Source organism: Embleya sp. NPDC008237 (genome assembly GCF_042956465.1).
Lineage (GTDB): Bacteria > Actinomycetota > Actinomycetes > Streptomycetales > Streptomycetaceae > Embleya.
This window is the reverse complement of record NZ_JBIBGL010000037.1, coordinates 1-12,328: the sequence shown is the minus strand read 5'-3', so window position 1 is coordinate 12,328 and position 12,328 is coordinate 1. Positions and strand designations below refer to the sequence as shown.

At 71.7% G+C, this 12,328-nt stretch carries 11 protein-coding genes; 10 read left to right on the top strand and 1 reads right to left on the bottom strand.

Annotation, left to right across the window (positions count from 1 at the left end; all coding sequences use genetic code 11):
- The first annotated feature begins 3 nt into the window (after positions 1 to 3).
- The 7 genes from ACFZBU_RS46725 to ACFZBU_RS46695 all read left to right on the top strand — a co-directional run bounded on the left by ACFZBU_RS46725 (position 4) and on the right by ACFZBU_RS46695 (position 6,425).
- Complete coding sequence (locus tag ACFZBU_RS46725) at positions 4 to 1,185, top strand: FAD-dependent monooxygenase (protein WP_391589943.1); 1,182 nt, start codon at positions 4 to 6, stop codon at positions 1,183 to 1,185.
- A gap of 20 nt (positions 1,186 to 1,205) precedes the next feature.
- Positions 1,206 to 1,892: a class II aldolase/adducin family protein gene (locus ACFZBU_RS46720; RefSeq protein WP_391589979.1), complete on the top strand. Its 687-nt coding sequence runs from the start codon at positions 1,206 to 1,208 to the stop codon at positions 1,890 to 1,892.
- On the top strand, positions 1,889 to 2,968 hold the full coding sequence (locus ACFZBU_RS46715) for a cupin domain-containing protein (protein ID WP_391589942.1): 1,080 nt from the start codon (positions 1,889 to 1,891) through the stop codon (positions 2,966 to 2,968). Before ACFZBU_RS46720 ends, ACFZBU_RS46715 begins: the two co-directional genes overlap by 4 nt.
- A complete protein-coding gene (locus ACFZBU_RS46710) occupies positions 2,965 to 3,801 on the top strand; it encodes a fumarylacetoacetate hydrolase family protein (RefSeq protein WP_391589941.1) in 837 nt (278 codons plus the stop codon). Before ACFZBU_RS46715 ends, ACFZBU_RS46710 begins: the two co-directional genes overlap by 4 nt.
- Positions 3,791 to 4,531, top strand: coding sequence for a maleylpyruvate isomerase family mycothiol-dependent enzyme (locus ACFZBU_RS46705; RefSeq protein ID WP_391589940.1), 741 nt, complete (start codon positions 3,791 to 3,793; stop codon positions 4,529 to 4,531). Before ACFZBU_RS46710 ends, ACFZBU_RS46705 begins: the two co-directional genes overlap by 11 nt.
- A gap of 51 nt (positions 4,532 to 4,582) precedes the next feature.
- The gene (locus tag ACFZBU_RS46700; protein ID WP_391589939.1) at positions 4,583 to 5,311 is read left to right on the top strand and encodes a dienelactone hydrolase family protein; all 729 of its coding nucleotides are present in this window, start codon (positions 4,583 to 4,585) and stop codon (positions 5,309 to 5,311) included.
- A gap of 364 nt (positions 5,312 to 5,675) precedes the next feature.
- Entirely contained in the window at positions 5,676 to 6,425 is a 750-nt protein-coding gene (locus ACFZBU_RS46695) for an IclR family transcriptional regulator (RefSeq protein WP_391589938.1), read from the top strand.
- Here the strand turns inward: ACFZBU_RS46695 and ACFZBU_RS46690 are convergent.
- Positions 6,373 to 7,161 (bottom strand): IclR family transcriptional regulator, encoded by a 789-nt coding sequence (locus ACFZBU_RS46690; RefSeq protein WP_391589937.1) that lies wholly within the window; start codon positions 7,159 to 7,161, stop codon positions 6,373 to 6,375. The genes ACFZBU_RS46695 and ACFZBU_RS46690 overlap by 53 nt on opposite strands.
- A gap of 95 nt (positions 7,162 to 7,256) precedes the next feature.
- Here ACFZBU_RS46690 and ACFZBU_RS46685 point away from each other — a divergent pair, with 95 nt between their 5' ends.
- The 3 genes from ACFZBU_RS46685 to ACFZBU_RS46675 are packed head-to-tail and all read left to right on the top strand — an operon-like array spanning position 7,257 to position 11,621.
- The gene (locus ACFZBU_RS46685) at positions 7,257 to 8,801 is read left to right on the top strand and encodes an APC family permease (RefSeq protein ID WP_391589936.1); all 1,545 of its coding nucleotides are present in this window, start codon (positions 7,257 to 7,259) and stop codon (positions 8,799 to 8,801) included.
- Between the two features lie 10 nt (positions 8,802 to 8,811).
- Positions 8,812 to 10,278 (top strand): GMC family oxidoreductase, encoded by a 1,467-nt coding sequence (locus ACFZBU_RS46680; RefSeq protein WP_391589935.1) that lies wholly within the window; start codon positions 8,812 to 8,814, stop codon positions 10,276 to 10,278.
- On the top strand, positions 10,275 to 11,621 hold the full coding sequence (locus ACFZBU_RS46675) for an aldehyde dehydrogenase family protein (RefSeq protein ID WP_391589934.1): 1,347 nt from the start codon (positions 10,275 to 10,277) through the stop codon (positions 11,619 to 11,621). Before ACFZBU_RS46680 ends, ACFZBU_RS46675 begins: the two co-directional genes overlap by 4 nt.
- Positions 11,622 to 12,328: the final 707 nt, after the last annotated feature.

Below are 12,328 nucleotides of genomic sequence, written 5' to 3'. Positions count from 1 at the left end.
CCCATGCAGCACATCCCACTTCTCATCGTCGGCGGCGGCATCGGGGGCATGGCCGCCGGCCTGGCCCTGGCCCGAGCCGGCTTCGACGCGCACATCGTGGAACAGGCCCCGGAGTTCGCCGAGATCGGCGCGGGCATCCAACTCGCCCCGAACGCCCTGCGAGTGCTCGAGGACCTGGGCGTCGCGGCCGAGGTGCACGACCTCGCGGTCCGCCCGCGCAACCTGGTCTTCATGCACGCCGACACCGGCCGGCACCTGACCACCGTCGACTTCGGCGAGCCGTTCCTGGCCCGATACGGCCGCCCGTACAGCGTGATGCACCGCGGCGACCTGCTCGACATCCTGCTGCGCGCGTGCCGTGAATACCCGCGCGTGACCCTGGAGAACAACCGCCGCGTCGTCGACATCCAGGATTTCGGCACCGCCGCCGAGGTGCGTTTCGCGGACGGCGACACCTACCGCACCGACGCGCTGGTCGGCGCCGACGGCCTGTGGTCGCGCGCCCGCGGACTGCTCTCGACCGACCGCCCGATCACCGACACCTACGTGGCCTACCGGGGCGCGCTGCCGATGGGCGAGACCACCGTCCCGGTCGAACCCGACGACGAGATCATCTGGATCGGCCCGAACAAGCACCTCGTGCAATACCCCATCCGGCGCGGCGAGTTGTACAACCAGGTCGCCGTCTTCCGGAGCACGCGTTACACGCCCGAACTGGAACCCACCGACGACTGGGGCGGCCCGACCGAACTGGACGCGGCCTTCGCCGGCTCGTGCGAACAGGTGCGCACCTCGATCACCATGTTCAACCGGGACCGGCGCTGGGTGATGTACGACCGCGAACCGCTCGCCGACTGGACCCGCGGGCGGGTCACCCTCCTCGGCGACGCCGCGCACCCGATGGTGCAGTACCTGGCGCAGGGCGCCTGCCAGGCCCTCGAGGACGCCGAGTGCCTGGCCCGGCACCTGGCCAAGCACGCCGGCGACATCGACGAGGCGTTCGCCGGGTACCAGGCCGAACGCATCCCCCGGACCGCGCTCGTCCAGCACGTCGCGCGCGGATGGGGGCAGGTCTGGCACGACGACGGCGAGGTCGTTCCCGCTCTGCGCGACCGCGTGTTCGGCCGCCGTGCCACCGACGACTACACCGACCTGGACTGGCTCTACCAGCCGGTCACCTCCTGAACGGAGCAAGCGTGAACGACATGATCGACGAGACGGTACGGGCGAGCCGCGCGCTCGCCGCCGCCGGACTGACGGACATGGTCTGGGGCCACGCCGGCGTGCGCGACGACGCCGGCCGGGGTGTGTGGATGAAGGCCGCGGGCTGGGGCTTCGAGGAGATCGACGCCGACCGCGTCCTGCTGGTGGACCGCGCCGGCGACGTGCGCGACGGACGGGGCAAGCGGCACATCGAATTCCCCATTCACACCGAGATCATGGCCGCGCGACCGGACGTGGGCTGTGTGGTGCACACGCATGCCCCCGCGCTGGCCGCGTTCGCGTCCCTGGACACCCCGCTCCGGCCGATCTCGCACGACGGTGTGCTCTTCTGCGATCCGCAACTCCCGCGCTTCACCGACACCGGCGCGCTGATCGCGAACGCCGACCTGGGTGCGGCGCTCGCCACGACACTCGGGGACGGCATCGCGTGCCTGATGCCACAGCACGGCGCCGTCACCGTCGGACCCGATGCCGCGACCGCGGTGATGTACGCGGTACTGCTGGAACGAGCCTGCCGCACCCAACTGATGGCGATGGCCGCCGGCGGCCCCAAGGTCTGGTCCGACGACGCCGAGGCCGCCTTCAAACGCGACCAGGTCTGGAACCCCGCCCAGCGCGACGCCGGTTGGAACTACCTCGCGCGCCTCGCGGAAAGGAACCCACGATGACGCCCCCCATCCCCACGTCGACCGAATCCGAGACCACCGCCGCAGAGCGGCAGCTGTACCGGGACTTCGCCGAGTTCGGTCTGATCCCGCTGTGGACGCAGCGCGCCGACCTGATGCCGGCGACGCCCACGCCGCGCGCGGTGCCGCACATTTGGCACTGGGGCGACCTGTACCCGCTCGCCGCCCGCGCCGGCGACCTGATCCCGGTCGGCCGGGGCGGCGAACGGCGGGCGATCGCGGTGTCCAACCCCGGCCTGCCCGGGCTCCCGTACGCCACGCCCACCCTGTGGGCGGCGATCCAGTACCTGGGCCCGTACGAGGTCGCCCCCGCCCACCGGCACAGCCAGAACGCCTTCCGCTTCGTCCTCGAGGGCGAGGGTGTCTGGACGGTGGTCGACGGTGATCCGGTCGCCATGCGCCGGGGCGACCTGCTGCTCACCCCCGGCTGGTGCTTCCACGGCCACCACAACCCCAACCCCCGCCCGATGGCCTGGCTCGACGGCCTGGACATCCCGTTCGTCGCCTACACCGACGCCGGATTCTTCGAGTTCGGCGAGGATGGCGTCCACGACCGCTCCACACCGCACCGCTCGCGGTCCGAACGCATCTGGGGCCACCCCGGACTGCGCCCGGTCTCGGCACCGGCGGCCACCGCGAACTCGCCACTGGCCGCCTACCGCTGGGAGCACACCGACGCGGCACTCGCCGCGCAACTCGAGGTCGCCGCCGAGGGCCACCCGGGTGTGCTCGAACCGGGGCACGCGGCCGTGCGGTTCACCAACCCGACTACCGGATCCGACGCGCTGACCACGCTGCGCACCGAAATGCACCGCATCGTGGCCGGGCAGCGCACCGCGGCGGTGCGGGAGACCGGATCCGCCGTCTGGCAGGTGTTCGAGGGAAGCGGCGCGATCACCCTGGACGGCGCCCGCACCGACCTCGCGCGCGGCGATGTGATCGCGGTGCCGTCATGGTGCGAGGTCGCCCTGGAAGCCCGCACCGACCTGGACCTGTTCCGCTTCTCCGACACCCCCGTCTTCGAACGACTCGATCTCGCCCGCAGGGAGTATTCATGAGGCTCGCCACCATCCGCACCCGAGGCACCACCGCCGCGGTCCGCATCGACGACACCGAGGCGGTGGAGATCGGCTACAAGGACCTCGGCGCGCTCTTGGAGCGCCCGGACTGGGCCGAGCGCGCGGCCGAGGCGGCCGGCCCCCGCCACGACGTGTCCGGCCTGGACTACGCACCGGTGGTGCCCCGTCCGGGGAAGATCTTCTGCGTGGGCCTCAACTACCGCTCGCACATCACCGAGATGGGCCGCGAGATACCGCGGTACCCGACGCTGTTCGCCAAGTTCCCGGCGGTGTTGATCGGCGCGCACGACGACATCGTGCTGCCCGCCGTGTCCGAGGCCGTGGACTGGGAGGGCGAGTTGGCCGTCGTGGTCGGCGCGCGGGCCCGACACGTGCCGGTCGCGGACGCGGCCCGGCACATCGCCGGATACGCCGTGCTCAACGACGTCACCGCCCGCGACTGGCAATACCGCACCAAGGAATGGCTCCAGGGCAAGAACTTCGAGGCCACCACCCCGTTCGGGCCGTATCTGGTCACCGCCGACGAGACCGGCGACCCGCCCCGACGGCTGAGCACCGAGGTCGATGGGGAGACCGTGCAGAGCGCGGACACCGGCGACCTCGTCTTCGACCCCGCGCACCTGATCTCCTACCTGTCGACCATCATCACGCTCGAACCCGGCGACGTGATCGCCACCGGCACCCCCGGCGGCGTCGGCCACGCCCGCACCCCGGCCCGCTACCTCGCCGACGGCAACGTCCTCACCACCTCGATCGAAGGACTCGGCGAGTGCCGCAACCGATGCGTAGCGGAAAAGCCCCGTGACGTCTGACCGGCCGTCCCGGACGGTGCTCACGCACTGGCTGAGCGAGGGCACCGGCCGGCTGCTCGACGCCGTCGTCGCCCTCGACGACGCCCGCGTGGTCGGCCCCTCCGCGCTGCCCGGCTGGACGAACGCACACCTGCTCACCCACGTGGCCCGCAACGCCGACGCCCTGGGTAACCTGCTCGACTGGGCGGCCACCGGCGTCGAGTCGCCGATGTACCCACACGGCGCGGCGCAGCGAGCGGCGGACATCGACGCGGGTGCCGGCCGCCCGCCCGCGGCGATCCGCGCGGACGTGTTCGACAGCGCCGTGCGCCTGCGCGATCGGCTCGCGGGCGTGCCCGAGTCGGCGTGGGGTCGGCACGTGCGCACCGCGCAGGGCCGCCAGGTCCGGGCGGACCGGGTGCCGTGGCTGCGGGTACGCGAGGTGTGGATCCACCTGATCGACCTGGACACCGGCGCGACCTTCGCCGAGATGCCGGGCGATCTCGCGCAGGCGCTGCTCGACGACGTGGTCGACACGCTGGCCGCGAAGGGCGTGGGTTGCCCCGCGCTGGTCGTCCACGATCGGCCCGGCGGCTCCGCCCGCACCACTCGATTGCCCGCGCCGGGCGAGGCCGTGGCGCATGTCGAGGGCATCACCGACGAGTTGCTCGGCTGGCTCACCGGTCGCAGCGACGGCGCGGGACTGATCCACTCGGCAGCCGCGCTGCCGGCATTGCCCCCCTGGTTGTGACCGCGGGCCCTGACCGGTCCGATTCCACTACTTGGCGAAGGAACTTCCCCGATGAGCGAGCAATGGATTACCGTCCCGACCGCCGACGGCCCGATGCGGGTATTCACCGTGCGCCCCGATGCCGTGACCACCCACGCGGGGGCCGTCGTGGTGTTGCAGGAGGCGTTCGGGGTCAATGAACACATCCGCACGGTCGCCCGCCGGATCGCCGAGCGCGGCTACCTGGCGGTGGCCCCCGACCTGTTCCACCGCACCGGCGTCGCCGAGCTGCCCTACGACCGGCACACCGACGCGATGGGGCTGATCGGCGCGATCGGGCCGGACGCGGTCGCTGCGGACATCGGCGCCCTCCTGTCCCAACTCGTGGAGAACGAGGAGGTGCCCGCGGCCCGTACCGCGATCGTCGGCTTCTGCTTCGGCGGTCGGGCCGCGTTCACCGCAGCCACGTGCTGCCCGGGACTGGCCGGTGTGGCGGTCTTCTACGGCCCCGGGATCGCCGCGGGACCGCATGCCGTGCTGGACCGGGCGGCGAAGATCGACGCGCCGCTGTTGCTGCACACGGGCGAGCAGGACCCGACCATCCCGGCCGAGCACGTGGCCGCGATCGACGCCGCACTGACCGGGGCCGGAGTGGCCTTCGAGCAGCACACCTACCCGGGCGTCGGACATGCCTTCGCGTGCGACGCCCGTCCGGACAAGTACGTCCCGGACGCGGCGGCGACGGCGTGGACGCGCACGTACGACTTCCTGGCGCGGGTGCTGCCGAGCGGCGCGGGCTGAGTGATCGGCGGTCCCGGGGAGTTAGCGGCAGTCGCACGGCGGCGGCGGGGTTGGTGACCTGCCGGGCATGGCGGCAGTCCTGTCGGTCGGTCCGGGTCGGGATGTGACGTCGGCCTTCGAACCGCGGTGGTGGTCTCGAAGGCCGACGTTCGTCGTTCGGGGGGATCCGGCCGTGCGGTCGCCGTCGAGGCCGGCGGTCGCGGGTCACGCGGCGGGTGGTGGCGCCGAGCCGGGGTGGCCCGAGAAGGCGTGCGCGGCGGCGCTTCACGACGGGCCGGCGCGGCCCGCGGCGCGGCCCGGTGCTCGCCGGCCCCGAAGGAGGTGGGTCCGGATGCCGCTGCCCGTGTGTCGATATCATCGCCGGGTGAACACCGGAGCCGTCAGGAGTCTGGGCCGTGGGCTCGACGTGCTGCTTGCCGTGGCCGCCGGCGGCGGTCCGGCGACGTCGACGGAGATCGCCGAGCGTCTCGGACGCAACCGGGTCCAGGTGTCCCGCACGCTGCACAGCCTGGAGGCGGCGCGTGTGCTCACCCGGGATCCCGACACGCTCGCCTATGCGCTGAGTTGGCAGCTGTACAGCCGGGCGACGCGCGCGGTCAGGGCGCGGCTGCTCACCGAGGGGCCGCCGATCCTGCGGGCGGCGGTGGAGGCGACCGGGGCGAGTGCGTTTCTGGCCGAGGTGCGCGGGGACGGCTCGGTGGCCTTTCTCGAGGACGTGCCGTCGGGGCTGTCGTGGGTGGGCCGTTCGTATCCGCTGTACTGCGACGACGCGGGCCAGGCGCTGCTGTGGGACTGCGGCCGCGAGGAGCTGGAGATCGTGTTCGCCGACACCGAGTTCATCGCCTACGGACCCGCCGCGCCGAGCGGAGTGGCCGAGTTCGAGGCACGGTTGATCGCGGCTCGCGAGCGTGGCTACGCGGTCGTGGACGGGGAATCGGAGCCGGGCGTGTTCGCCGTCGCCGCGCCGGTGCGGGACTTCTCCGGCGAGGTCGTCTGCGCGCTGCACACGCAAGGACCCTCGACGCGGCTGGCCCCGCTGGCGGACCGGCACGGTGCGGTTATCAGGGATCTGGCCGATCGGCTCTCCACCCTGCTCGGCCGGCCGCGGCCCTGACCTCCAGTGCGGCGACCGCCGCCTTCACGGACGCCGCGATCTCGGCCGACCGGTCGGCCAGCCTGAATCGCGGAACGGCCAGACTCAGCGCGGCCACGATGGCTCCGGATTCGTTCCGTACGGGTGCGGAGAAGTCCACCACGTCGTGCTCGAATTCGCGGTCCGCGACCACGATCCCCTCCGCGCGGGCGGTCGCGTTGTAGGCGGCCAGCGTGGCGATGTCGCGGGCCGCCCGCGGCCCGCCGCCGACGAATTCGACGGCACCGAGCAACGCGGCGAGTTCCTGCTCGGAGTGGTCGAGCAACAGCGCCCGCCCCGGCCCGGTACACCAGATCGGTGTCAGGGCGCCGGGCGCGGCCGCCACGTACGACGACCAGTGGCTGAGCTGACTCTCCACCGTGAGCACCATGCCCTGTGACGGCACCGCGAGCCAGGCCGGTTCGTGCCAGCGCGCCACCAGGCCGCGCAGCGGCGGTCGGGCGGCGACCAACAGGTGCGTGTCGGCCGCCGCCCGAGCCAGCGCGAAGAAGCCGGGACCGATGCGCCAGCCGCGTCCTTGCTCGTCGCGCTCGACGAGGTCCAACGCGGCCAGGTCCTTGAGCATGCGGGACGCCTGGGCCGCGTCCACGCCGATCAGTTCGGCGAGTCGGACATTGCCCTGGTAGCCGGCCGAGCCCAGTTCCGCGGCGAGGACCGCGTGCAGGAGGGCGAGGCCCTTGTCAAAGGTCGTGGTCACCACACCACCCTAGCGCGATCAATTTACGCATGAGTCATTGACGATTATGAACGCGACTCTCCATGATTGCGGCACCCCACCACAAAGGAGGCCGCATGACGACGGCCGACCCACCCCACACGCGCCGCGCACTGCGGCGCTTCCACGTGCTGGCCATGCTGCTGTGCGCGATCGTCGGCCTGGACACCCTGGGCTCGGTGGCCGCGAACGGCCCCGAGGGACTGACCTGGCTGGCCATCCTCGGGCTGTTGTTCTTCGCGCCCTACGGGCTCCTGATCGCCGAACTCGGGGCTGCCTTCCCGGACGAAGGCGGACCCTACGTCTGGACCAAACTGGCCTTCGGCCGCTTCACCGCGGGCCTCAACCAGGTCTTCTACTGGATCTCCAACCCGGTCTGGATCGGCGGCTCGCTGTGCGTGACGGCGATCGCCACGTTCGAGAGCTTCTTCCACCCGCTGCCGGGCGCCTGGCAATACCTGGCGGGAGCGGTCTTCGTCGGGTCGGCCGGTCTCGCCGTCCATGCGTCCGTCGTGGTCGGCCGCCGGCTGCTCGTGGCCGGAGCGATCGCCAGGATCGTGCTCCTCGGCTTCTTCGTCGTCTCACTGACCGTCTTCGCGCTCCGCAACGGCGTCCAGCCGCTCTCGCCCGGCGACTACACCCCCACCTATTTGGGCCTGGTCGCGCTCGCCCCGGTCATCGCCTTCAACTACATGGGTTTCGAGGTGCCCAGCGCGGCCGCCGGCGAGATGGCCGACCCCCAACGGGACGTGCCCGCGGCGCTGTTGCGCGGCGGCCTGCTCTCCCTGTTGCTGTACGGGATCCCGATCCTGGGCACACTGCTGGTGCTGCCCCGCGACCAACTCGGCTCCCTGACCGGATTCATCGACGCCTGCCGCGCGGTTTTCACCGTGTACGGCGGCCACGTCACCACCGACGGCACGGTCGTACTCACCGGCGCCGGCGCCGCACTCGCCAAAGTGGCGGCGGCGGGCCTGATCGTCGGCCTGCTCACCAGCGGCACCGCGTGGGCCATGGGCCTGAGCCGGGCCCAGGCGGTGGCCTGCGCCGACGGCGCCGGACCCCAGTGGCTGGGCGCGATCTCCGCCCGACACGGCACTCCCACGCGCGTCAATCTGCTGTCCACCGCGATCGCCGCCGTCGTGATGCTCGCCGCGCTCGGCCTGAGCGACGGTGACGCGCAGAAGTACTTCACCGCTGGCATCGGCCTGGCGATCTCGGCAACCGCGATCTCCTACCTGCTGACGTTCTCCTCCTTCCTGATGCTGCGCCGCAAGTACCCCGACGTGCACCGCCCCTACCGGATCCCGGGCGGCCGCCCGGGTGCGTGGACGGTCACCGTCCTGACCGTCGGCACGATGCTGTTCACCGTGGTCGCCCTGGTCTGGCCGGGACTGGGCGTCGGGTGGTTCGGCACCTCGGGCGACGCGGCCGACTACCTGCCCGCCGGCTTCGAGGGGCACCGAGCGGCCTACACCGCCACGCAACTCGTCCCGATCGCGCTGATCGTCGGCCTCGGCTGCCTTCTTCATGCCCTCGGCACACGCCATCGCCGCGCCCTCGTCCGCGCCTCCTCCACTCCCGCGTCCACCTCCCTCTCCACGTCCACCCTCTCCGGCTGAGGAGCCATCGTTGAAGTTCCCCGACCACGCCGAGATCATCGTCCTGGGCGGCGGTACGGCGGGCTGCGTCGTCGCCGCCCGTCTCGCCCGCCGGCATCGGGTGCTCGTCCTGGAGGCGGGCCCCGACTACGGGCTCGACCGTGCCTTTTGGCCCGCCGACCTGCTGGACGCCACCACCCTGCCGACCTCGCACGACTGGGGCTATCGCGGAACGCGTCACGCCTTCGAGCGCTGCCGCGCGATCGGGGGCTGCTCCACCCACAACGGCTGCACACAGAGCAGCGGATGGGCCGGCGACTACGACGCGTGGGCGGCAGCCGGCTCTCCCGGCTGGGACTCGGCCACACTGCGACCGTTGTTCGACCAGGCGTCCGCGGCCATGCAGTTGCGGGCCTACCGCGAAGACGAGATCCAACCGTTCCAGCAACACTTCATCGCGGCGGGCGCGGCGCTCGGCTTGCCGGTCCGCAACGACTTCGACGACCTCGCCGGTGGACTCGGCATCGGCTGCGCGCCGGTCAACATCACCCCCGCCGGCGTGCGCGTCAACACGGCCTTCGCCTACCTCGACCCCGTTCGCGAACAGGGCAACCTCACCGTGCTCGGCGGCGTGCAGGCAGATCGGATCGTGCTGGACAACGGCCGGGCGGTGGCGGTGGACGTCCTCGCCGGCGGCCGCCGACACCGGATCCGCGCCGACCTCGTGGTACTGAGCGCCGGCGCCTACGGCAGCCCCGAAGTACTGCTGCGCTCCGGCATCGGTCCGGCCGCCCACCTCGCCGAGGTCGGCGTCGACGTGCTGCACGACCTCCCGGGAGTGGGCGAGAACCTGCACGATCACCCCTCCGTCCAACTGGAGTTCGCCGCCTCCGCGGAACTCGCCGCAGACCTGGCCGACTTCGCCCGGGCCCGCATGCTGCCCGACGAACAAGCGCTGGCCAAACTCCGCTCGCCCCACGCCGGAGACGCCCCCTACGACCTGCACGTCTACCCGTGGGTCGAGCGCGACGCGAGCACCGAGCACGGCTGGCGCTGCATCATTCCGGTCGCGCTGCTGCGTCCCCGCTCACGGGGCACGGTACGGCTGCGTTCCGCCGACCCGTACGCCCTCGCCCACGTCGACCACGCCTACCTCACCCACCCGGACGACCTCGAGGCCCTCGCCCACGGCCTGGGCTGGATACGGGAACTGGACCTGTCGCCCTACCCGGGACCGGCGCTGCTCACTCCCCAAGGCGACAGCCACGCCTGGATCGAGGCGAACCACCAGCACTACTGGCATCCGGCGGGCAGTTGCCGAATGGGGCCGGCCGACGACCCGTCGGCCGTCGTCGACCACACCGGCAAGGTGCACGGCCTGGAGGGCCTCCATGTCGCCGACGCCTCCGTCTTCCCCGACATTCCCCGCAGTACCCCCGCGCTGCCGACCACGGTGGTCGGCGAGCGAGTGGCCGCATTCATCCAGGAGACCCTGTGACTCACCTCGACATCATCGATCCGCGCACCGGCGAGGTCTACGACCGCGTTCCCACCGCGTCGTCCACGGAACTGGACGCCGCCGTTCGCGCGGCTGCAACCGCCTTCGAGACCTGGCGGTCCGTCACCCCCGGGGAGCGACAGGACACGCTCCTGGCCCTGGCCGCCGCGATCGCCGAGCAGGCGCCGAGGCTGGCCGCAGCCGAGTGCCGCAACACGGGCAAGGACTACACCGAGGTGCTGGAGGCGGAAATCCCAGCCGCCGTCGACGTGCTCCGCTTCATGGCCGGCGCGGCGCGCAGCGTCCACGGGCCGACGGCCGGCGAGTACGTGCGCGGACACTCCTCACTCGTGGCCCGCGAACCGGTGGGCGTCTGCGCCCTGATCACGCCGTGGAACCACCCGCTGGGATCGGCCGTCGACAAACTCGCGCCGGCACTGGCCGCAGGAAACACGGTCGTCCTCAAACCCGCCGAGACCACCCCCATGAGCACCCTCGTCCTCGGCGAGATCTGCAACGAAGTGCTGCCGCCCGGTGTCGTCAACGTCGTCTGCGGTGATCGCGACACCGGCCGAGCCCTGGTCGTCAACCCGTTCACCGCCCTGGTCTCCCTCACGGGAAGCACCCGGGCGGGCGCCGAGGTCACCGCCGCCGCAGGCCTCGCCGGCATCAAACGGCTGCACCTGGAACTGGGCGGTGACGCCCCCGCGATCGTGCTCGCCGACGCCGACTTGGCCGAGGCGGCGGACGGCATCGTGGAAGCCGCCTTCTACAACGCGGGTCAGGACTGCACCGCCGCATGTCGAGTACTGGTCGCCGCCGAGGTACACGATCGAATGGTCGCGATGTTGGCCGAACGCGCGACCGGGACCGAGGTCGGCCCGCTGAACAGCCGGGCCCACCTGTCCCGGGTGAGCGCCTACCTCCAGGGCCTGCCCGAGCACGCCACCGTCGTCACCGGCGGCGCGCCCGCCCCCGGGCCCGGTTTCTTCTTCGCGCCGACCGTGGTGACCGGCGTACGCCAGGGCGACGCGATCGTGCAGGACGAGGTGTTCGGCCCGGTTCTCACCGTCCAGCCCTTCACCGACGAAGACGACGCGATCCGACTGGCGAACGACGTGCCCTTCGGCCTGGCGGCGTCCGTGTGGAGCCGTGATGTGGCGACGGGTGCCCGCCTGGCCCGGCGCATCGACGCGGGCACCGTGTGGATCAACTGCCACGGCGTGTACGCGACCGAGATGCCACACGGTGGCTTCAAGCACTCCGGGTACGGAAAGGACCTGTCGGTCTACGCGCTGGACTCCTACTCCCGGATCAAGCACGTGATGAACAAGACCACCTGACGCCCCGCGACCGAATTCACCGAGTGGGTCCCGACTCACGGCGACAGGCGGGGCGCGACTGCGGGCCGCGCTCCGCCGACCGCCGTGAGCGGGGGACGACAAGGTGGCCGACACGGCGAGGGCGCGTGTGGGCGGGAGGGCGGTTCGTAGTGTCGGTGCAGCCAAGCGCTGCCCACGATGCCCGCCGGAAGGCGATCTCCTCCTTGCGAGGCTTCGTCGAGCACCTGTCGGCGAGTTCGCCGTACCGGCGAAATTTCGCCTCGACCCGAACTGTTCGCAGCACGCTGCGAACAGTTCGGGTCGAGGTCACCCGATTCGTCAATCGATACCACCTGCGGAGCAAGCCGGCCCCTGATCTCCCGGTTGCGTATCCGAACGCCGGCGCGGTCTCGTCGTCGCTTGAAAGCCGATGCGCTCCCTCTGTCGCCATAGGCACGTGTGGGCCGAGGTCGTGTACTGCCTTCGAGGTCGAGTCCACGCGCCCGCCGAATGGCATGATCACCGAGGTCGAAGTGCCGCGACGCAGCGCCGTCGACGTATGGATGGCGGCGAGGGCGTTCCACGGATATCGCCCGGAAGAAGATCATGCCCGGCAATCCTTCAGGTGCACGGCGACGACCGAGGCAGGACCGGTTGCGCGGGGGCTTGCCCACCGGTTCACCCCCGCGTTGTTCCGCGGTGCCGGCGGTTCGAGTCGCGGTGGACGG

Excerpts from the sequence above, each read along its gene's own strand:
- ACFZBU_RS46685 (WP_391589936.1), top strand. The coding sequence starts at position 7,257 with ATGACGACGGCCGACCCACCCCACACGCGCCGCGCACTGCGGCGCTTC.
- ACFZBU_RS46725 (WP_391589943.1), top strand. The coding sequence starts at position 4 with ATGCAGCACATCCCACTTCTCATCGTCGGCGGCGGCATCGGGGGCATG.
- ACFZBU_RS46715 (WP_391589942.1), top strand. The coding sequence starts at position 1,889 with ATGACGCCCCCCATCCCCACGTCGACCGAATCCGAGACCACCGCCGCA.
- ACFZBU_RS46700 (WP_391589939.1), top strand. The coding sequence starts at position 4,583 with ATGAGCGAGCAATGGATTACCGTCCCGACCGCCGACGGCCCGATGCGG.
- ACFZBU_RS46720 (WP_391589979.1), top strand. The coding sequence starts at position 1,206 with ATGATCGACGAGACGGTACGGGCGAGCCGCGCGCTCGCCGCCGCCGGA.
- ACFZBU_RS46710 (WP_391589941.1), top strand. The coding sequence starts at position 2,965 with ATGAGGCTCGCCACCATCCGCACCCGAGGCACCACCGCCGCGGTCCGC.